The 20,047-nt window shown below is 57.3% G+C and carries 18 protein-coding genes and 3 pseudogenes; 3 read left to right on the top strand and 18 right to left on the bottom strand.

What is annotated here, in order from left to right:
- Positions 1-917: 917 nt before the first annotated feature.
- The 14 genes and pseudogenes from EAV90_RS36995 to EAV90_RS37055 form a co-directional block, all read right to left on the bottom strand.
- Positions 918-1,736 carry a class I SAM-dependent methyltransferase gene (locus tag EAV90_RS36995; RefSeq protein ID WP_129146235.1) on the bottom strand — a complete coding sequence of 273 codons (819 nt, stop codon included), beginning with the start codon at positions 1,734-1,736 and terminating at the stop codon, positions 918-920.
- Positions 1,737-2,208: 472 nt separating this feature from the next.
- Positions 2,209-3,123 carry a branched-chain amino acid transaminase gene (locus EAV90_RS37000; RefSeq protein WP_129146236.1) on the bottom strand — a complete coding sequence of 305 codons (915 nt, stop codon included), beginning with the start codon at positions 3,121-3,123 and terminating at the stop codon, positions 2,209-2,211.
- A 38-nt stretch (positions 3,124-3,161) separates the two neighbouring features.
- A complete protein-coding gene (locus EAV90_RS37005) occupies positions 3,162-4,277 on the bottom strand; it encodes an aminotransferase-like domain-containing protein (RefSeq protein WP_129146237.1) in 1,116 nt (371 codons plus the stop codon).
- 473 nt (positions 4,278-4,750) lie between these two features.
- Positions 4,751-5,539, bottom strand: a complete 789-nt coding sequence (locus EAV90_RS37010; protein WP_129146238.1) for a class I SAM-dependent methyltransferase — start codon at positions 5,537-5,539, stop codon at positions 4,751-4,753.
- 119 nt (positions 5,540-5,658) lie between these two features.
- Positions 5,659-6,372, bottom strand: a complete 714-nt coding sequence (locus EAV90_RS37015; protein WP_245509713.1) for a CDP-alcohol phosphatidyltransferase family protein — start codon at positions 6,370-6,372, stop codon at positions 5,659-5,661.
- A 91-nt stretch (positions 6,373-6,463) separates the two neighbouring features.
- Positions 6,464-6,760, bottom strand: coding sequence for a hypothetical protein (locus tag EAV90_RS41555; RefSeq protein WP_347338830.1), 297 nt, complete (start codon positions 6,758-6,760; stop codon positions 6,464-6,466).
- 262 nt (positions 6,761-7,022) lie between these two features.
- Positions 7,023-7,115 (bottom strand): annotated as a pseudogene (locus EAV90_RS41005) (phosphoenolpyruvate phosphomutase); the annotation flags it as partial.
- Positions 7,116-7,444: 329 nt separating this feature from the next.
- Positions 7,445-7,696, bottom strand: coding sequence for an ATP-binding protein (locus EAV90_RS41345; protein ID WP_283810525.1), 252 nt, complete (start codon positions 7,694-7,696; stop codon positions 7,445-7,447).
- An 8-nt stretch (positions 7,697-7,704) separates the two neighbouring features.
- On the bottom strand, positions 7,705-8,022 hold the full coding sequence (locus tag EAV90_RS41350; RefSeq protein WP_283810526.1) for a hypothetical protein: 318 nt from the start codon (positions 8,020-8,022) through the stop codon (positions 7,705-7,707).
- Positions 8,023-8,419: 397 nt separating this feature from the next.
- Complete coding sequence (locus EAV90_RS39935) at positions 8,420-8,563, bottom strand: hypothetical protein (protein ID WP_164937268.1); 144 nt, start codon at positions 8,561-8,563, stop codon at positions 8,420-8,422.
- Positions 8,564-8,789: 226 nt separating this feature from the next.
- The gene (locus EAV90_RS37035; RefSeq protein WP_129146240.1) at positions 8,790-9,005 is read right to left on the bottom strand and encodes a hypothetical protein; all 216 of its coding nucleotides are present in this window, start codon (positions 9,003-9,005) and stop codon (positions 8,790-8,792) included.
- Positions 9,006-9,444: 439 nt separating this feature from the next.
- The gene (locus EAV90_RS41910) at positions 9,445-9,603 is read right to left on the bottom strand and encodes a KTSC domain-containing protein (RefSeq protein ID WP_208738575.1); all 159 of its coding nucleotides are present in this window, start codon (positions 9,601-9,603) and stop codon (positions 9,445-9,447) included.
- Positions 9,600-11,564 carry an ATP-dependent endonuclease gene (locus EAV90_RS37045; protein ID WP_164937269.1) on the bottom strand — a complete coding sequence of 655 codons (1,965 nt, stop codon included), beginning with the start codon at positions 11,562-11,564 and terminating at the stop codon, positions 9,600-9,602. Before EAV90_RS37045 ends, EAV90_RS41910 begins: the two co-directional genes overlap by 4 nt.
- A gap of 773 nt (positions 11,565-12,337) precedes the next feature.
- Positions 12,338-12,523 carry a hypothetical protein gene (locus EAV90_RS37055; protein WP_129146242.1) on the bottom strand — a complete coding sequence of 62 codons (186 nt, stop codon included), beginning with the start codon at positions 12,521-12,523 and terminating at the stop codon, positions 12,338-12,340.
- A 206-nt stretch (positions 12,524-12,729) separates the two neighbouring features.
- Between EAV90_RS37055 and EAV90_RS37060 the strand changes: the two genes are divergently transcribed.
- Entirely contained in the window at positions 12,730-12,936 is a 207-nt protein-coding gene (locus EAV90_RS37060) for a cold-shock protein (RefSeq protein WP_208738576.1), read from the top strand.
- 8 nt (positions 12,937-12,944) lie between these two features.
- Positions 12,945-13,543: pseudogene (locus EAV90_RS37065) on the top strand (IS256 family transposase); the annotation flags it as partial.
- A 423-nt stretch (positions 13,544-13,966) separates the two neighbouring features.
- Here EAV90_RS37065 and EAV90_RS37075 read toward each other — a convergent pair.
- Positions 13,967-14,776, bottom strand: coding sequence for a S1/P1 nuclease (locus EAV90_RS37075; RefSeq protein ID WP_129146244.1), 810 nt, complete (start codon positions 14,774-14,776; stop codon positions 13,967-13,969).
- Between the two features lie 17 nt (positions 14,777-14,793).
- Positions 14,794-16,755, bottom strand: coding sequence for a phospholipase D-like domain-containing protein (locus tag EAV90_RS37080; protein ID WP_129146245.1), 1,962 nt, complete (start codon positions 16,753-16,755; stop codon positions 14,794-14,796).
- A 320-nt stretch (positions 16,756-17,075) separates the two neighbouring features.
- Here EAV90_RS37080 and EAV90_RS37085 point away from each other — a divergent pair.
- Positions 17,076-17,378 (top strand): annotated as a pseudogene (locus tag EAV90_RS37085) (transposase); the annotation flags it as partial.
- Positions 17,379-18,784: 1,406 nt separating this feature from the next.
- Here the strand turns inward: EAV90_RS37085 and EAV90_RS37095 are convergent.
- Positions 18,785-19,696 carry a hypothetical protein gene (locus tag EAV90_RS37095; protein WP_129146246.1) on the bottom strand — a complete coding sequence of 304 codons (912 nt, stop codon included), beginning with the start codon at positions 19,694-19,696 and terminating at the stop codon, positions 18,785-18,787.
- A 102-nt stretch (positions 19,697-19,798) separates the two neighbouring features.
- On the bottom strand, positions 19,799-20,047 hold a 249-nt coding region (locus tag EAV90_RS40265), incomplete at its 5' end, for a hypothetical protein (RefSeq protein ID WP_208738577.1).

A 20,047-nucleotide genomic window follows, 5' to 3' on the forward strand; every position in this document is an offset into this window, starting at 1 on the left:
ACCCGCTCCGAACCAGGGTCACCCCATCACCGCGCGCCGGCGGCGTCAATCATCCCGACCGCGCTATCCAAAGCATTCCGCGCAAGTCAAGCCCGGGCACCGGTGATACTATCGTGACGCTCACGGTACCCGTGCGACTGCGGAGCGAGATCACTCTGCAGGTAGCCGGACCGTCCAAGGTATCCTCCAGAGCCAATCTGAGCGTGGTCAAGTGGAGGACACGCGGAGTGGAAGCTGTGCCCGGGCGGTCATGACCTTCGGGATATTCGACAATGCAGTTGGAGCGTGGTGCGCTATAACCTGGCCGAAATGATCCACATTTTTGATCAAGCGTATATTCGTGCTTCTGCTCAGTTGCCAGCCGCTTGGGGCGACAATAGAAACGGCTCTCGAGCAATCGATAAGTAGGGGCTGGTCCGGTGTCGGGTCCACCTCAGCCTCGAGCCAATAACGTGCCCTTCCGTTTTCTACGCGAACGACGGCTCTCGGTTGCGTTGACTTGGCCGGTCATCATCCGGGCCATGCGGAGCAGCCGCTATCCGTATGTTCGCGATCCCGCGAGGAAGAGATCAATGCCACGGAAGCTCATAGCGGAAACTCATAGCGGAAGCTCATAGCCGGCTTGATCGGCTGTCAACTGGTCCTGACGGAGGCGACGAACACAATCGTGAGGCGCCTCCTTCTATACGTGCGACCTAGGCGGTGTCGCAGACAGCCAAGGCCCATTCCAGCGCCGGTAGCGCGAGCCAGACACACTTTCCTTAAGATCGGTCGACGAGCATCTGCTCCTATCGCACGCAGCTGCTGCGGCTCACATAAGAGTTCGGCGCGACGGGCATCGAGCCTGGATGTGAGCCAAACCTCGATCACCCGGGCACTTTTGGCAATTCGGATAAAGGAAGTTAGCGCTTCCGCGGCTATTGCCGCCGAGGTGGGGCTCTGCTCAAAACGAGATCGGTCAGCCAGTCAACGGTTACATAACCTGACGCGTCCTGGTGCCGGTCTAGAAGGGCGTCGAGCTCCTTGGCGATCGTTGCGGCACCAGACCTAGCGATCGCCGTCTTTATATGTCCTGATTGACAGTAGCCGCGAAACTGCTCTGCGCTCGTCCTCTGGCGCCATTCGAGCTTGTAGCGCTTCACAGCCACCAGATCGTGCCTCGAACTGAGTTCCGCTTCGAAATCAGCTTTCCCGTAGCCGCCCCAGAAATCGGAGTAGTGGTCTCTGCGAAATCCAGGGATGTAGCGCTCTTGAAGGCTGGCGAAATCATCGAGAAATGCGCTTTCCTCGTGCCGATGCTTGTTCTGTATGAGCAGCAGTGTTCCGGAAGGCTTCAGCACCCGTGCGGCCTCTTGGTAGAATAGAGGCCGATCGAACCAGTTAGCCGCCGTTGCTGCGGTCACAAGTTCACATGAATGATTTGGGAGCGGGAGCATCTCAGCGAACCCGGCGAGGACGTCGAGACCACGGAACGTCGCGGATCGCTCCTTGGCGACGGCGGCCATATCGCAGTTTGGCTCAATACAGGTTAGGCGCTCAATGCTCGGAACTGACGCCATTAGCTGTCTGCTGAAAATCCCCGTCCCCGCGCCGACGTCTACGGCTGACCGCAGTGGCGCAAGTGCCGAATGATAGTCCGTGAGGATATCAAAGACTGCGTGAGGATACCTTGGCCTGTACTCGTCGTAGTCCAGAGCGGCGCCGTTATAGAGCTGCCATGTCACCCGTTCATTCATAGCGATCCTCGGGCGGAGAACTCAACAAAGGAGGGCGGGGTTTATCGCCCGGATGGAAGCCGGGCGGGGAGTAGAATCGAATCCGACTGATTGCGGGATGGCTCCTGCGCGTTGAGGGCGACGAAGACCCAAAGGGTGCCCCAATGGGGACGAATTCATCAAATCTGCGATCAATCGCGCCGTCTATCCTATCAAGCATCGCTCAAGATGCAGACTATAAATACCAGTAGGTGAAGAGCGAGAGAGCCGGTGCGCACCCATTCCGGTTCGCGCTGTGGTGCCAATAGCGCCCCCTCGCGATTGGTGGCGCGTCCTTACCGACGTTCGCGACCGCAGCGTCCGCGGCGCGTTAAGGAATTAGGATCGCCATTGCCACAGTTATGGGTTGGAGAACCGCAACAATTCGACCGTGGTGACGTCATTCACTGCGGCTAGCGGCTAAGGTGAGGTCGCCCCGTTTGCATCAATGTCTTCAAAAGACGGGAGTCCGCCATGACTCGTACGCGGTGTTCGTTCCGGTGGCGATCGCTCGGTACATCTCGATTAGCTGCCGTGTGATCGCTCCAGGTTGACCATTCCCTACTACCATGCGGTCGATCGACGTCACCGGAGTGATTTCGGCACCGGTGCCGCAGTAGAACACCTCCTGGGCGAGGAAAAGTTCCGTCCGATCGACATCGCGCTCGATAGTATCTAACCCGAGATATTCACGTGCTAATTGAATAACTGTCTGGCGTGTGATCGATTCCAGTATGTCGTTGGTAGCGCTTGGCGTGACCAACTGACCATCGCGAACCATAAATACGCACATCGCTGGCGCCTCCGCCAGTTTTCCCCTCGAATTGAGGAGAAACGCGATGTCGTATCCATCGAGTTGGGCCTGCATCATTGCCAATCGTGCGTTGTGATAGTTTGCATTGCATTTGATGCGGGCGGGCATGACGTTGTCCGGCATGCGCATCCAAGAACTGATCTGAGCAGAAGCGCCGTCGACGGATTGTCGAGTGGCCTCGCGGGGCAAGGCCGTAATCGCAGTCCCTACGGGTCCTTTTGCCACTAGCTCGCCAAGCCCGTCAACGAAAGCCATCATTCGAATATGCACCGTCGTGCGAAATGCATTTGCACGGCATAGGTGAATGAGTGCCTCGAGCAGCTTATCACTGGACATCGGCTGATCGAACCTCATTGCCTTTTGCGAGAAGGCATATCGCTCGAGGTGCTCTGTAACGCGAAAGAGGTACAATTGTTGGACGTTCTCGTTCCAATAGCCACGTATTCCTTCGAAAACACCAATGCCATATTTCGCCACGGGCGAGAATACATGCACCTTGGCGTCATCCCATGGGATAATTCGGCCGTTGAGATACGCAAATTCTGGCGCCAACATCTATGCTTACCGATCGTGAGTTGCCATGATCCGCGAGTTTAAGTCCGACTGAGGAGTAAGGTCGCTAGAACACTCAGTCCACGTCGGAGGTCCTCGTGGGTTGACGGAGCGATCAGCGATGCTCTGATGTTGTGCTCGACGTTGGTGCCAGGTGTCGCAAACACTCGCGGATGTCTCAGGATTACGCCCTTCGTGCGAGCCGCTTGGATGAATGGCTCTGCTGTCCAGGGAGATGGCAAGTCGATCCAGACGTGCAAGGACGATTTGTTCGTGCGCAGCATCCCTAGATGCCCAAGCATCTCCTGCGCAATGTCTTGCCGGGCTGCGATTTCCTTGGATATCTGTCCGACAATATGACTCGCGGCGCCACTTTCAATCAGGTGAGTGATAATGGCCGCAGATAACCCTGGTACAAACCAACTCGAGACGCTCGGTATTGGTCGAAGAAGATCGGCAAGGCCGTCGTCCGATGGCGCAATAAGGTACGCAGTCCTCAATCCGATGCCCAAGCATTTTGAGACGCTCATCAGGTACCAAGTGAGATCAGGAGCGATCGAAGCGAGTGGAGGGGGCGCGTTGTTGGCTATAAGGCCATGTACGTCATCTTCGATAATGGGAAGAGCGTACTTGCGGGCAACTCGAACGACCTTCTGTCTGCGTTCAAGCGACATCATTGAAGTCGTCGGATTGTGACCTGTCGGATTAATATAAACGGCCGCAAGATTGTGAGCTTTGCACAATGATTCAAGAGAATCGTCACGCATGCCGTCTTCGTCTATGTCAACAGGCAGAACGCTAATCCGCCCCAGCATTGCGAGTTGGCCAATCGCTGCATATGTCAGCTTTTCCGCAGCAATCGCAGCTCCTTGCTGAGCTAGTCGCGAGAACAGGACCATTAGCGTGTTCTGAGTGCCACCTGTCATCAGTAAGCGCGTAGGATTAGGGGGCGCGCCGAGCCGGTTGCTCAGCCAATCGGCACCAGCCTGTTTGTCGCGTGGACTCCCGTGGAAGCGATGGCGTTGTATTATGCTAGCAAGGTCCGGTGCGCGCGCCGCCGCAATGAGGCTTCTTTCGACATGTTCGCGGAAAGCTGGCACTTGAGGAGCCCATGTCCGCGTCATATCAATCGGTGCCGTCGTTTCACCACCAGACATTTCAATTCTCCTCGGGCGACCGATACCGCATTACATCACAGCTGTGGCTGTTGGCCGGTTCTCCGCCGGCAAATGATAGAAGCGAGGTCGGGGATGCGACTTCTCACTATTCGGTTGATTGTGATATCGACGGTTCCGCTTCGGCCCCAAATGCCGCGTTGCTGGTCAGCTGCAGTTTCTGTGACCAGCAGCAGGGCTGTAAGACTGACCAGAGCTATCGGACTTAACTGAGCGTTCGATGACCCCGGCCAGAGCCGCAGGCAGTGACCAACCTCATCAGTAAAAGCATGGGGAATTTTCTCGCCAATAGGAGCTGCTGCATAGAAGTCGTTCTGCCGCTCAAAATCGGGTATCATCGCGGCGAAAGAGCAAGATCGGAGATCAAGGGTGCACCTCGGGGGATTGAAACTCAGCACAATCTAAGCTCTGCAGGATCCGATTGCGTGAAGAACGATTTCCGCTGCATTCCGCCCTTAGTGGCGGCCGGCGTATAAGATATCTAAATGGCATCTTTCAATAAACGTATCAGCCGGCGACAGTTGGTGGAGTAGAGAGCGCAATTGTTCGTCGAATTCATCTCTTCTCTGGGTTAGTACACCTGGACAGGCCTTTGATGTGGAATACATATATTGGACGAGTTTCTCGGAAGTCCACGATACCATGTAAGGGATGTGGCTCCCTGTGATGTTAGAAAACGTCGATTGGCGCAGAACAGCTTCGTGGTCCAGACGCAATTCACGTCGCTTATCGCCACGTCCGGCCGGAAAATAGCCTCCCCACCAGGTGTGGACGAATTGCCAAATCCTGTTCCACCAATCACTCGGTGCGGTTTCGTCGCGAACCCTTGTGATGATCGCTACCTTGCCGGACGATAGCAGGCGACGATCAAGCGTCTCCAGAACGAGCGAGCGGTCCATCCAGTGAAAGGCACTCGCGATCGTCGCCCCTTGGTAGCCGGTCAAGCCCGAATCCATCTCCTCGGCGGTGCTTTCAATCATCGAAATGTTGAGGAGGCCGCGTTCGGATGAAAGTCGGTCGGCCTCGCCGAGCATGGCGCGATTTGGATCGACGCAGTCCACGTGTTTCACGCTGGGAGCAAGTCCGAGTCCGATCTGTCCGGTACCACATCCAAGATCAAGGACCCGACTTTCAGGTGTTAGAGAAAGATGGTCGCTAAGCGATCTGAAGAGTTCGTGCGGGTACTCAGGTTGATAGCGAGCGTAGTAGAACGCTGCTCCATCAAAGATGCTGCTTGCTAACATCCAGCTCTCCTTTCGCTGCTTGAACGCCCCAAATCGGCGTCTACATCTCTGCCAGCTAACTCTGGGATGAACTTGCGAAGATCTAGAGCTCCGTACCGAGACGACCTGCGCCACGCTTGTTAGCTTAGACCTCGTAATCCCAGAGCCGATGAAGCGGTGACGGCGAATAATGAGATCGCCACGTACATGGTCATATTCGGCGCTGGGACGCGAATCGGCGCAACGTGTAGGCCTGCGAGGAGGACGAAAGTGCTGAGCGTGAAGTGTACGAAAAACTCATCGGAAACCAACGGTCGAGCAAGGAAAATGATCGCCATCACAGGAATGTCGTATGATAGTGGGAGTCCTAGAAAACGGCCATCGCGTAAGCGGCCGAAGTTGGCGAAGTAGCTGAGCCTAATTGCTCCCGCTGCGAGCAGAGTGGTCCCGGCGAGGAGGGCAAAAACCGAGGCTCCGCTGAGTTGGATTAGGATTGCCGCGGGCAAGACGGCTCCGTACATGATGTCAGCAAACCCGTCGAGGCTCTTTCCCATCTTGGCAACATCTGGGTGGCGATGTTTCGTGTGAGCTGCCACTATTCCGTCGAGGTGGTCGGACAGGACAGCCCAAAGTGCTGTCGCTATCGACAGTTCAAGGCGATTGGACAGGGCAAGAAACAGACTGAGGGACGAAAAGAGAAGGCCTCCAGTAGTTATAACGTTCGCCGGATCCCAGAGATATTTGAGCATCGAATTTTCACCTTTTTCGAGGCATGCCTCGACCCTGCGCTCCACTGAAACGTCGCTCTGCGACTTGCAGATCTTCAGTGGTGTCGATTTCGTACCATCTGACATGGCGCGCACCGCGTAATGGCGAGCTGCAGGCCGCGCAGTTCAACAAGGTACGAGAGAAGCTCCTCAGTGTAGGCCTGGGTCACTCCGGACCCTATGATCTGGTCCAGCGCTCGCCTTGATGGGGCGCGCTGAAAGCCGCAGTAGGTTCATCGTATTGAAAAGCCGTGGTCCATTCGGTGCCAGGTTTGCTCCGGTTTGCCTCATACTCGCTATCCGTCAGCAGGACTGCCGAGCCTTCCATCAATTCGGCGAAGGGAACGATCGCTGCCACGTCGAAGACCCTGCTGTGCAGCAGATGTCGCAGCGCGTCCTCTACGAAGAACACATCGCCCTCGAGGAGAAAGCCCGGAAAGCGGCGTGTCACGCGCGAGCCATAGCGAATACGCACTCCCGGTACTATCGAAAGCCGATAAATCCACATAGTTGATCACAAGCGTGCCAAAGCGATGTCCGCACGCGTATTGAATGGCGTGCTTGCGATAACCGACCACGAGCGTCACCTCTTCGACGCCGACGGCTTCCGAATTACGGAGGGCGTTGTACAGAATCGGGGTACCCTTGACTTCGACCAAGGGCTTCGGTCGGAGGTCCATCAGGGTCGAAGGCGAGAGCCGGCGCCAGCGGGGAGAGTGATTGCGTTTTTGGGGCAAAAGAGTGCAGGCGATCGATAGACCGAACGCCCAAAGACCCTTGAAGCCTGCGCGCTGGGCGATCGCAGCCGAGAGGCCATCATGTGCTTCCATCAGGCGCAGCGTATCAGCACGGGAAGAATTAACTTCTTGTCCACTGCCGAGGAGAGAGTGTGCGTGATCTTGCATGCAGACTCCGCCGATCGGTCTGTGTTCATTGCTCGCCAAGTGACATGTTTCTAACAACTCGATCAATTGCTAGAATTGATAGGTGACACAGGAAGAAAAACCGGTGCATTTCGCTATGGATGCGAGTCGGCAGTTAAGACGGATTGCTCTGCTTAGGGTCTCACCCCCGTATTGGCGTACGGCATGAACGCGAGTGTCAACCGCAAGCCGGCGCTGCCCCCTTTGCGTCATGAAGAACGACCCCCACCCTCGGTTCATGATGTCGCTTGCAGGTTAGCTCCACCGCCGACGGCACGAGGGGAGGCGGAGCCGACCGGAGGGCCTCCAGCGGCGGCCGGCTTGATGACGCCGCTCTTTCGCTTGGCGCGGAGCAGGTAGCTATCGTCGCGAATGGTGAGCACGTGAGCTATGGTGCAGTAGCCGGTCACGAGGATCGCGGTGGCGACCACTGGATCGGCGAACACGGTGACCCATTCGGCAAGGCTTCGGTTCGACGTGATCAGCATGGCCCGGTTTACAGCTGGAATGAGGTGCGGTCGCGTCGGGCTCCAGCGGCAGGTAGCCCAGTTCGTCCATGATCAGCAGCTTTGGCTTCGCCAGCGCGAGCAGTTTCTCCCAGGCGCCGCTCGCCATGCGCCTTGGCGAGGCCGGCGACCAGTGTCGTCGCCGTGGTGAACTGCACCGTGTAATCGGCCAGGATCGCCTCTCGGCCGAGCTCGCGCTCCCACTCGGCGGTGCGCCTCCAATGCCTCCCAGCCCGCGAAGGAATGCCCCGCTGAAGCGCTGGGCTCGCCGTGTCATGGCGCACCACGAGCGCGCTTGGATTGTTCATCAGCACTTCCTCGGGCACGCCGGCCAAAGGCCGTGAAGTGCTTTCGAGCCCCGCGAACCAGTGCTCTTGCTTCTCGGCTCGGAACGCACGCACATGCAGCCGTCGCGAGTGTCCACACGTTGCCATGAACACGAATGCCTTGACTTTCGCCCCTCCGATATCGACCACGCGCCCCGAAGTCGATCTGTAGCTGCCGGCCTGGCGGCGGCTCAAACCGCATCGTCGCCAGAGCTCGCCTTCAGCGCCTGGCGATAGGCTGCACGGCGCGTTGCGGCATCCGGCTGACGGTCGCGCTTTTCTCCGCCAACAGGTCCTGGCGCACCACATCGGCATTGCCGCGATGCCGAATGAGCCTCTCGCGCAGCCAACCCTCAAGGCGTCTAGACGCTTCGGCCGCTCAGGCGACTTGAACGGCTTCACCGCGCCCGCTGCGGTAGTCCTTCACCGTGTAATGGTTGCGGCCCTGCCGCCGCGCAATCCGCTTCACACCCCACCCGCAAGCCCGGCGCAACATCTCCGCCACGTCGTCCGGCGTCTTCATCACCTGACCACGTGGATCAATCCACGAGGAGCCTTCCGTGAGTCGGTTCGCTCTCTCCTCGGCTATTCAAGGAGGGTGCAATTCCTCATGACGGCGAGGGCCAGTTTTCCATGGCCGCGACACGCGAGCGGCGGGCTTGGCAACCTGCATTGGGAAGAAGTCCTTTTAGGCGAATGTCCGGCTCACACTTTCAACGGTATGTGTTTTGCCAAATCTGGCGTTGCGCTCATAGGCTGGCGCGAATCTCTAGGTCGATCTCCCGTGTGACCTCGATGATGCTCTCTGGATGGCCCCCATTCTCGGACAGCGCATATTTCAGGGCTTGGGCGCGGTTGACAAACAGGCCGCCAAAGAAGCCCCCTTGTTCAAGGGCGACCCAGTAACCGGCCCGATTCCTGCCAACAAGAACGATCCGTGTGGCGGAGCCGCGCGAAGTCTTCATGTCCCCTCGTGGAAAACGGCTGAGGCTCATGTGACGAGGGCCGTAGCGGCAGCATGCCAACTCGCATCACGAACAGTCTCTGAACGTCAGGCGAGTTGCTAGGATGGAGTGACATCGTTTTCGCCAGGGTCCACCCAAGCTATCGCGCTAGGGCGTGCCGCGCACCGAGCTCGCAATGAGTACGCCGAATGCGAGCGACCGTCTCCTACCAGTTCTGGCAAAATGCGAAATTTCGCGAGAATGCCCGGCCCGAGCGGGCTAACGATCAAAACGCGCAACAGAGGCTGCCCTCTCCGTCACTTCCGAAGAACTTACCTTGAGCTCTGTAGGGCCGAGCGCAGTCCGACGTTCAGCGGCCGGTGAGATGGCGGTCCAAGCACATTCGGATTACGAGATTCTCATGTCTTGAGCTGGTTTGGGATACGCCGGTCCAAGTGTCTCATTCGACGAGGCGGCCATCAGCTGCTTGTAGACCAACTTTGGAATCCCTAAAGTATTGATAGACGGGATTATTTCGAAGTTCGCTTTCCAGCAGTTGTTGGGCTTCATCGTAGCCGACGGAAACCAATGTCGACGATCGGACCGGTGTTCTCATCATGCTGCGGATTCGTGCTTGTGGCCAAATGCCTTAAGCCGCTTCATGAGCTCCATCAAAACGTCAGGTCTTTTACCCTCGGCCCACGCCACGGCAAGCAGCTCTCCGATCAATGCCGGATTTTTCCCAAGACCTCCGGCAGACGGATCGATGGCACGCCGAGCCTCATTGTTGATCCTCTCCCAATCCGCAGCGTCAAAACACAGCCTAACCGAATCTTCGATGTTGTTAGGCCAAATCGCACAGCAGTCATCCCACACGATCTCCGGCGGGAAGGCGCCACACCCTAGCTGGAGAGCTGTCAGCAACGCCTTATTGTCGACCTCCTGGCGGCGTCGACGGTCGGGATGCGTTTCATCGCCATCCGCATCGAATATTACAAAAGAGGGAATCTCCAGCTCCTGAGCGATCGTCAGCAACTGAAGGATGTTCGACTTTCCTTCGGTCGGCAGAATATGCAGCCCGGCCCTTCGCATTGCGTTCCACTGGCCATCCAGATGAAGGGCCGCTGAGAGATAGGCGCGGTCGGCAATGCCTTCGACAAGCACCAAGCGTTGGCTAAAATACAATTCAGACGGCTCGGGCCTGAGCGCAGCAAGCAGTTTGGCCCGTGCAACCGGGTTCTTATCCGGCGTCCTACCCGTCGCTTTAGCCATGCGCAGAGCAAACCTGTCGAAGTCAGTAGATTTTATGTTGGACTTGCCCGATTTCCCCTCCCGACGAACAAGCCGGATCTCCTCGAACTCCTCGCCCGATACAAAATAGGGGCTGTGAGTCGTAAGCATAACCTGACTGCCAAGAGAGGTCAGCTCTCTCAGCACGGTCGATAGGTGCTTTGCTTGCGGCGGGTGCTGGTAGAGCTCGGGTTCCTCGCACCCCAGAATAAGGGTTGGTTTTTCGTTGCCGTCTTCCGCTGTTGATGCGCTTTCGACGGAAGCGAGCTCTTGCAGAATTGCTAAGAGGAACGACCGTTGCAAGCCGTGACCGAAGCGCAGGATGCTTCCTTTGAATAGGCCTTCCTTAGCTTTGATGGTTGCCCTGGGCTCTCCGATCGAAACAGACTTCTCACTGCCCTGCAGCCACTCAACCGTGAGACTCGCACCTGGATGCGCGAAGACGGCAAGCCGTTTGGCCAAGCTGTCTGAGATTTCCTGAAGCGTGCCCTGCTGCGCCTCCAGTAGGGCGTCGTACTCGACGCGGGCGCGCGTGCGCAGCGCCTCCAATGCATCGTCAAAGTTGACCTTCTGACGCACCGTTCGTTGAAGCAGTTTGCCCAACGCGGTGTTTCCGGCTTCTTCGGCTTCTGCAGACGCGTCCTTGACGGCCGGTAGATAAATCCACTGAACGAAGGGCTCAAGCTTTCCCTTGACCTTGCCGACCCCGTAGAAATGATCGCTACTGCGCTGAATTTCACAAATTTCTGGGCGGGCCTCCTCGTAAGATCGAAGAGCATCGATCATGGCGGCCTTGGTGGGCTTTTTCCCGATATCGGGAAAATCAACCAATCCTTTCGTTATCTCGAAGAAGCGGGCGCGAAGAGGCTCGACTGTCGCTTTGTTCTTATCGTCCTCAAAAAACGGCGCGAATTGCTTGAAAACAAGCCGTTCTCCCCACTGAATGACAGGAGCCTTAGCTGTTTGAGTATCGAAAACCGCAACTGAGGTGATCACCAACTCGCCATGGCGCACGTAGTGCGTTAGCGCCCCTTTAGCTGACTCGCTGAGCTGATCGAATGTGACAGTGATCTGAACGGGAATATCCGTGTTCCCGCCGTGGAAATCTTCTGCCGTGAGCGTTGCTACGTCCGTCGCACTGCTCGCCTCTTGAAAGAATACGTTCAGCGCAGACAGGATCGTCGATTTCCCTGCGCCGTTGGGACCAACCAAACAGATGCATGAGCCGAATGAAACTGTCTCGTCTTCAAAGCCTCTGAAATTTTGTACGCGAACCGCTCGAATTCTCACGTCGCACTCCGGACTGGTAATTGGTCGTCACTGAACGGTCCACATCGGGCGGAATCGTGAATGTCATTTCGATACGCGATGTCCAAAGCTGGAATGCTGCTCATGATGACGGTGTTCGCAGAGAATCTGCGGATAGTGGATCATTCGTGCAGTTTGGCCCTTGATTATGGAAGGAAGCTCCTCAAGGGGCGCGACTACGATCGTGATGATAGGCGTTCGGCACAGCCGAACAACAGTCTCGCGTGCATCCAGCGCACGGCCGCATGGCTGCCGCGAAGGTCGCCGCGATTGGCCAGCATTACTTCTATTACGACGGGGGACACAGCGCCGCGGCCAATCTCATGAAATATGCGCGTCAACTGGCCCTTGAATACACCTATGCATCTAGGCGGCTTTGTTCTGAGTAAAGTTCGCTCGACGAGCTGATGAAGCGGATAAAATCGAGACGATTTGTTATCTCAACGTCTTCACGTTGCTCCGCTGAATGCATCGATCCCAAAGTGAGGGAGCTCACGAGCCGCCGGTCGGCGCGACGAAGCTCGTCAGATGCGCAAATTACCGGTTTGAACAGCCTCCACCGGTGGCAGGCGGGTTTCCTGGCTTCCCCAACACAACATGACGAGCGGGCGGTAAGTTGCCGATGCGCTTCCTTGAGGATTATCTCGGCAGACTCCTGTTCGTCCGGCATGGCCCGGCGTGCGGCTGACATCCAAGGCGAACAGCTAAAGCGCAGCCCTGCGATATCTTCGTGCTTGAGAAAGTGAGGAAGCATATCACAACTTCAATGCAGGGATGCGCGGATTGATAATCCTGCTCCAGGCTGCGCGAAAGAGTTCACGGCCGCCCTGTTTTTCAACGTCGATCAAACCATCGTGCCGGCTCTGGATGAGCGCGGCATGTTCGAGGCTCCGCAATTCTTCTGTAAGCCGATAGCGCGCGACGAATGAAACGAAGGTCAAAAACGTCGTCCGGCCTGAAGCCTGAAGCGAAGTGTCGTCGACGTGAGGGCGCTTTCCATCGTTTGCACAATGCCGCGGCAGCTAGAGCCACGCGACAAAAAATGAGCACGTGACGAGCGCAGCGACGCTGGGCGTCTCTTGCCGCCCATCTTGATGGCCGGGAGACTATTCGCTAGATCACAACAGTTCACTATGGAGACGCCGCCGTGGCAATGGGTATTGTGAAGTGGTTCAATTCGACCAAAGGTTATGGGTTCATCAGGCCTGAGGACGGAGGTGCCGATGTGTTCGTGCACATCAGTGCCGTCGAAAAGGCCGGTTACACCACCCTTGAAGAGGGGGCCCGGGTAAGTTATCAGCTCAAGACCGGGCGTTCGGGCAAGATGTCAGCTGAGGATCTCCGGCTTAGCTGAACCACGGCGAATGTATGCTGGTGCTGATGGGAGCGACACCGGAAGGCAAGAAGGAGCTGATCGGCTTTCACGTCGGCGTGCACGAGAGCGCACAGAGGTGGCGCGAGCTCCTGATCGACGTCAAGTGGCGCGGATTGCAGATCGCCCCGGAAATTGCCGTCGGCGGCGGCGCGCTCGGCTTCTGGAAAGGGGCTCGACGAAGTCTTTCCCAGTTCGCGGCACCAGCGATTCTGGGTGCACAAGACCGTCAACATCCTCGACAAGGTCCCGCTCTCGGTGCAGGCCACCATGAAGACGGAGTTGCGCGAGGTCTATTGAGCGCAAACCGGGCGTCCGCCGAAGTGGCGATCGACGTCTTTGCGGAGAAATACCGCGCCAAGTACGGGCGGTCGAGTGCCTGGTCAAGGATCGCGATGCGCTGCTGGCCTTCTACGATTTTCCCGCCGGTCATTGGGATCACTTGCGCACGACCAATCTCATCGAGAGCGTGTTCGCACCGTGCGGCACAGGACGGCTCGTTATCGCCGACCGCTGCCAGGCTGATGGGTGTTCAAGCTGGTCATGGCCGCATCCAAAACTTGGGCGACGACTCAAAGGCACAAATAGGTGTCAGATTCAAACGACGCCATCGAGGTCATCCAAGTGCCGGCAAAACCACGCCGCCTGATCACCTCGTCACCCAAAATCCGCATAACTCTCAGGCCGAGAATCGTAAAGCCGATGGCTATCAGTCCAGCCCTCGTCGGCCGGCGCTTGCCATCAGGCGCCTGGTCCGTGAGTTCGTTGACTGTGCCCCAAATGGAGGAGCCGGCGGCCAGGCATAGGCCTGCATACTTCAGCAACAGCAATCAGGTAGCCAGGTCACGCAAAGCCGCCTACATCGGAATTCTCCCGCGTCATGTGCTCGTTTCATCGTCCAAGCACGAGTAGAGATGCCATCTGCAAGCATTTCGGCGCTCGTAGGTTCTTCGTAGTTCTGCGAGATGGCTAAACCCTCGGATACGTCGGGCAAGCATCCCGTCTGTCCCTGCTAATCGGCAAAGAGCTTGTCCAGAAGATGCGCCAGCCGTACTCCAGCTTTAAGAAGGCGCTCGCGCACCACCACCGTATTGGCGGCGATGTAGGCGTCATCGATCTCGACGTGAGTGCTGTGCGGCTTCGTGCATGCCCCCGATTGCAGAACGCAATAGTGCGTCTTGATGTCTTCCGTGATCGCAAAAGACTCGTTGGCCCAGTCGCGCGGATCGGACTGAACCCATTCCTCCTTCATGGCCGGCGACAGCGTATCGATAAGATCGGACGCAGCCGTCGATACGTCCGTGCCCACGGCCTTTATGACCAAACATGTGTCCCAGGTTGCGTGTAACACGCCGGAACATTGACCACTTACACTGATATCGTTTCCGCCCCTGTCGTCTGCGAACGAGACGTGCAACGGCTGGTGGATGTCTCCGACCCAATGTCCGAGAAATTTCAGAGCGATCAGGCGGTCTGCCGGCTTCCCCCTGGCCCCGACAACGGCCGAGTCATTTTCGATTGCGCTCAAGGCGCACGGGATCGCCCCTGGGCAACCTTCCGGCGGTAACTCGTGCGCCGTGCGCGGCAGGTTTACGAAATGCTCCGAGGCGCGCTTGCGCGGATGATCCGGGTAGACGCACGACTCGCTGAATGTGTCATATTCCTGGTCGTTGCGAACCAGCTTGCGGATTGCCGCCCGAGTGTCGACCGTCGCCAGCCGATAGGCTATCTCGCAAACAATCTGATGTCCTTCATCGCCCCACGCGCAGGCCCGGTCTGTGAGCGAGACCAGCGCGATGAACAAAATCGCAATCATCCGCATATCATGGTCCTCAGATATCAGCTGTTTCGAGCCGTTCGCTTCCTGGGGGTCTTTGCTTTGGCCTTTGCTTTCTTCTTTTTCGGAGCGGTTTTTTTCTTGGCCCTTTTCTTCACGGCGGCTTTCTTCCTCGCGGCTGCCCGCGCAACAGGCACTCCGCCATCCTTCGTCCCCTTGGAACCGCGCACGCCCTCGCCGGCGAAGACGTCCGGGTCCTTGGCGGCCTCGGCCTGCCAGGTCTTTTGGGGATTGGCGAAGAACATTTCGCGCCGATGGCTTTTTGCCTTCGATGGATCGAAATAGTCGTTCGTCCATCGATCGCTGTCATCAAGCAGGCCGAATTTCGTCTGGCCGCCATGCTTTGCGATGTCATTTGCGGCGTCGCGTGAGTAGAAGTGCCGGAAGATGCGGTCGAACTCCGTGAGGTAGATGTCCGCCACTCGCGTATTCCCGCGGATCAGCAGCATGTTCTCATCGTTGGACTTAAGGGATTCGCCGGAAAAATTTGCAGAGCCCGTGAAGACGAGTGGATCATCCGACAAGGGGTCGACTAGCAAAAACTTGGTGTGAATGAAGAAGACGAAGCCTTGCGAATTCTTGCGCTCCAACTCCTCTCCCAAGAACCACTCTTCGATCTTGAAATGGGGGATGGGCACCCATTTCTTCGTCTTCTTGCCGTCCTCGTCATGTCCTTCGGCCTGCCGGAACTGCGTCTTGCCGAGGATTGCTCCGTATGAAAACAGCAGATCTGCCGGATTGTTCGCCTGCGCTTGTATGATTTCGTGGGTCGGCGGACGTTCGAGCAGGATGAAGCGCATGGCGGGGCCGTGCTTTGCCATCGGTCCCAGGATATTCGGATCGACGTTGAAGGCTCCGGTAAACATCGCGCTGGTGGCGGCATCGCCCGCGCGGGCCCCGTACCAGTTCAACATGCGGTCACTGGGACGCGGCGAAAAGGCGAGCGTCGTCCCCTTGTCGATGACGTTCCTGGGATTCGGCGAGAGCGCAAAGGCGTTCGCATGCTGTTCCTTTGACTCGGGGTTCTCGGACAAGCCGTTCCAGAGTTTCAGGTAGGTTGCAGCGACGTCCTTGTCCGTAACCAAATGTCCGACGTTGGTCTGCCCGAGGAAACCCGACGGAGTGAAATTCGTTGAGCCAGTCCAGACTGCAACAGGCGTCTTGTTCTTCTCCAGATGCACGATGAACTTGTTGTGCGGCGTCTTGGGCCGAGTCCGTTCGAACAGGATCTGTTTGCTGCCTTTCTTTGCAGGAAGCCCCGAAGTCTTGATCGCCTTCTTGTTTGCGCTGGTTGCGTGATAGATGATCTGAACGTCAACGCCGCGCTTGATGGCCTTGATCAACTCCTCATGGATGCGCTGGTAAGTGAACTCATAGGCGCATACGCGCAAGCCATCGCCCGCCGGCGTGTTCCCAATATAATCAAGGCAGGCCTCAAGTAGCCCCCGCGACAGCCATGACACCTCCTTGTTAGCTGGATCGTTATAGTCGGCGTCGGTGAGAGACTTGTTGCCGAATTGATCCGCGAATGCCTGGCTGGCGATCGCGCCACGATTGAACCAGATCCCATGCTGCCCATCATCGGTTGCCTCGGTCTGGATATCGAAGGCAACCGTCTCGCGCGCTTCGAGCGCGCCCGGCCGGCCGTACATCGCGGTGACTTCGAACCTGTATTTTGTCGCCGGTTGCGCCTCATAGTCCGACCATAGAAAGCTCTGCACGGGGCTCTCGTTAGTGGGGAAATGAATGGCATGACCGGTCGGTTGCGTTGGCGCCAGACTCGGGAATGTCTTCATTCCCGTCAGCCACTCGCCAGGCTTGTTCCCCACCCAGCGTTTGAACGCGAACCCCAGGAGACCCTTACGATCACTGTCCGACATGTTCAAAGCGATAAGAATCGCGCGCGTCCCCGCAAAGGCTGCCACCTGAAGCTTGCCCGATTTCGACGATTTCTTTAAGCGCATAGCGCATTCCCCCAAATGGAATGATACTGCCTGTCCTGTGCGGAGATGATCGGTTGTGCTGGTAGGCCCGAGGCCGAGCGGCAAACCCTCTGCCTTCGCATCAACAAAAACGAGTAATGACTTTAAGTTGTGCGCTACTGTGAGGACATGACACTGCAGATGTCAACTAAGACACGAACAAAAATTTCCTAGGTGTGAGCCCCCAGCGATCGGTGCGCGGCGGCGGTCGCCACCGGCCCTAGCAGGCTGTTGAAGAAGTCGGTAGCGAAGCGTTTCGCATCGTGATTCTCTAGGACCAGGATTTAGCTGCTGGGGGGACGATGCGGGGGAGTGACGAACGGTTCGGCTCGCTTTTCCGTTTATGTGGACCTGGAGGTTCGACTTCGCGTCGACCAGCCGCTACGGATGATCCGAGACTTGGCGAATGCGGCGCTGGGCGACCTTTCTGGGGACTTCGGCAAGCTCTATACGGACTTCCGTCGCCCCTCGATCGCGCCGGAGAAGTTGCTTCGGGCGATGCTCCTCCAGGCATTTTATGGGGGTCGCTCGGAACGGCATCTGATGGAACGGAAGAGTTCGATCTTCTCTTCCGCTGGTTCGTTGGGCTTGGGGTGGCAGGGCCAAGCACGGCCAACGCATGGGCGCGGCCGCGCTCACGGTCGGATCGACGTTGAGCCTGCTAGTGTCGGCAAGCGAACCGATCGGAGCTGGTGGAATCGATTAGCCTGCGGAGCAGGGCGCCAATACGAGGAGCGACTGTTGGAGACCTACACTCTCGTAGTTGACGGCATCGCGATCATCGCCTTCGTGGTGCTGATCGCTCGACAGCGACCGCGTCGGCGCGCCGAGGGCAGACGACCCCGCTTGGTAAGGGGCGCGATTAAGGGCTGACGGATCCGCACGGCTTACGGGTTACGAGGAGTGCCCATACCGCCAATTTTGGAGCACGTGCCCGTCCCAACATTGATGGGTTTTTGGGCGAAGCCGATCGAGGCGAACACTCTTGGACGGAAGCCGTCGATGCGGCGCATCAGCGGAAGGTCGTCGATGCCATCCCGACCGAACCCGCTTCACGGGGGGAATGAGCGTTCTCTCTGCGCAAAACGCGCAGACAGACGGTCCCACTCTAATTTTGCCAGTTCCATGGTGGGAACCATACAGTAGCTTCCCTGTCCCATCTCAGGGGATGGGGATGGATCTCTTCAGGCCTCGGAAGATCGCTGAGGACAACTCAACGCGGCGTTGTCATTCTGTGGCGAGACGCAAGAGATCGTCCGGGTGATCGAACTTGAGGCCGATTTTGTCGGCTTCAACCGGCACAAATGGATCGGCGCGCCGATAGGGGGGCCTTCCTCTACATCTGAAGAGAGCGCCTCCCCGACATCGACCGCGGCATGGGCGACGAGGACTTCCCGGAGACCGATATCCGCTTGCGGTGCATACCGGCACGGTCAATTTTGTCACCGTGCTGACGGTGCCTGCGGCGCTCGCGCTCCACCAAGAGATCGGAGCGCCCGCGAAACGGTCGTTCAATGACGTCGAGATCCTCGCGCCTGACGAAGCAGACCTCTACGGCGCCATTACGTCCTTTCGCATTCAGGCAAGACGAACAAGCCCGACAACGACACCGCTGGCGCAGCTCAGGGACAGCTACAACGTGTTCACCGTGCTCCGGGGTGTCGGACGCCTGCGATCTATACCGAGGAGGCGGATCTCGACCGCCTGGTGGAGGCGCTCGCCCTCATCACCGGCACGAAGGCGGGCTGAGGCGCGCCGGCCATCCACTAAAGGCCGCCGCGTCATGGCCGGGAGAAGCTCGAGGTGAGGCCGGGAGCGACTCGGCTTTACTCCCCAGACCGAGTTGAAGCAACTTCAACAGTAGCTCCGCCGGATTGGCAACCAAAGAGTGTGCAGGCATTCGGTGGCCATGCTACGCTGCAGATGACCATGGACACGTACGGGCATATGTTCCCGAGTGATGACCATGCGAAGGCTATGGAGCGATCGCGAAGGGACTATTTGCGCTGACCTAAGGTCGGGGCACCGGTGGATCCATATACGGTGGGCGTGACCGATCTACCACGATTTGATCAGGCGGCGGCGGATTCTCATTCCAGCCAATTTGGAGACCAAGATACCTTTTGCCTCCACCCTCGACGATCTGTTTTTTTGGATCGCAAAGTTGAAAATCAAGCAATTGCCAATGATCAAAGGGAATTATCTCTGTATAGTCGGCAACTTCATCCAGTCTTTGCCGAAAGCCCCTTCCGACAAGTGCGCCCCGTTTCAATTGCGTAACGATGTCCGCCAATACCTCATTTTCCTTTTGCCGCGCTTCCTCGCCAGCATTGTCTAAGCGATCGATAGCGTAACGGCGTTCATCGGCAATACTCTTTTGCATGCTGTAAAGAGCGCGGGCGCGCGCAGGTGACATATCATCTTGGTCAAGCGCTTTAGATATTGAATCAAGCGTTCTGGTGTTGGTATCTATTTTCCTCTTCCATTCGGGGAGTTTATCGACGTCGTCGCGGAGTCTTTTCCACTGAGATACTAGCTCAGGGTTCGCAAATTGTTCTATGGCGGCTAACACATCGAGCCAGGCGCGCACACGCGGTGTCACGTCAACCTTCTTGCGAGTGGAGAATCTGCTGATCAAAAATATGATGCCCCAGACCAAGAGTAATATTGGCCAAGTCCATGGGTTATTTTGCGCAAAGATCCGGAACGCTATCGCTAAATCAAATACCAGATTGGCAATATTAGAGACATCCGGCGTTTTTTCGTATCCGACGATTGTTAGGATGAGGCCGATCAGCCCCATCACAGCAAACATGATCACTGCACGCGTACGCCAGACGGTATTTGACAGAGTCAGCGACGACACAATTGCGCCGCCTACTCCGATCAGAAGCACCACGATGTTCAATAATAGCGCAAGCATACGTTGCTCCCTTGGCTATCCTATCCCAAGGGCACGGTTGGTTGAATGTTGAGCGGCAGCGGTACACCGCCGGCACATAGTCTCGCCCCGAGCGTCATTTTACTATCGAATTTCGCCTGGATCGCTAGCACTACTTTGGCAGATTGTGTTTTCGCCGCTGTTTTTCACGGATTTGCCTTCGGCAATATGGGCAATGCTGAGACGGCGGCCGAAGGATGAGATCAACGATGGCGTGACGTACGGCTGGCATGGTTGGCTGAGGCGGAGGCCCGTAGATTCTTTTTTTTCCGCCCCGCGTGTGCGAGGCGACGATGTTGCAGGAAGGCGTAGGCAATCATTGTCATCAGGGCG

This window comes from Bradyrhizobium vignae (genome assembly GCF_004114425.1).
GTDB classification, from domain to species: Bacteria; Pseudomonadota; Alphaproteobacteria; order Rhizobiales; family Xanthobacteraceae; genus Bradyrhizobium; species Bradyrhizobium vignae.

Bases quoted from the DNA above. Each gene is read 5' to 3' on its own strand.
- EAV90_RS36995 (WP_129146235.1), bottom strand. From the start codon at position 1,736: ATGAATGAACGGGTGACATGGCAGCTCTATAACGGCGCCGCTCTGGAC.
- EAV90_RS37000 (WP_129146236.1), bottom strand. From the start codon at position 3,123: ATGTTGGCGCCAGAATTTGCGTATCTCAACGGCCGAATTATCCCATGG.
- EAV90_RS37005 (WP_129146237.1), bottom strand. From the start codon at position 4,277: ATGTCTGGTGGTGAAACGACGGCACCGATTGATATGACGCGGACATGG.
- EAV90_RS37010 (WP_129146238.1), bottom strand. From the start codon at position 5,539: ATGTTAGCAAGCAGCATCTTTGATGGAGCAGCGTTCTACTACGCTCGC.
- EAV90_RS37015 (WP_245509713.1), bottom strand. From the start codon at position 6,372: ATGTCAGATGGTACGAAATCGACACCACTGAAGATCTGCAAGTCGCAG.
- EAV90_RS41345 (WP_283810525.1), bottom strand. From the start codon at position 7,696: ATGCTGATCACGTCGAACCGAAGCCTTGCCGAATGGGTCACCGTGTTC.
- EAV90_RS41350 (WP_283810526.1), bottom strand. From the start codon at position 8,022: ATGAACAATCCAAGCGCGCTCGTGGTGCGCCATGACACGGCGAGCCCA.
- EAV90_RS39935 (WP_164937268.1), bottom strand. From the start codon at position 8,563: ATGAAGACGCCGGACGACGTGGCGGAGATGTTGCGCCGGGCTTGCGGG.
- EAV90_RS37035 (WP_129146240.1), bottom strand. From the start codon at position 9,005: ATGAAGACTTCGCGCGGCTCCGCCACACGGATCGTTCTTGTTGGCAGG.
- EAV90_RS41910 (WP_208738575.1), bottom strand. From the start codon at position 9,603: ATGATGAGAACACCGGTCCGATCGTCGACATTGGTTTCCGTCGGCTAC.
- EAV90_RS37075 (WP_129146244.1), bottom strand. From the start codon at position 14,776: ATGCGGATGATTGCGATTTTGTTCATCGCGCTGGTCTCGCTCACAGAC.
- EAV90_RS37080 (WP_129146245.1), bottom strand. From the start codon at position 16,755: ATGCGCTTAAAGAAATCGTCGAAATCGGGCAAGCTTCAGGTGGCAGCC.
- EAV90_RS37095 (WP_129146246.1), bottom strand. From the start codon at position 19,696: ATGCTTGCGCTATTATTGAACATCGTGGTGCTTCTGATCGGAGTAGGC.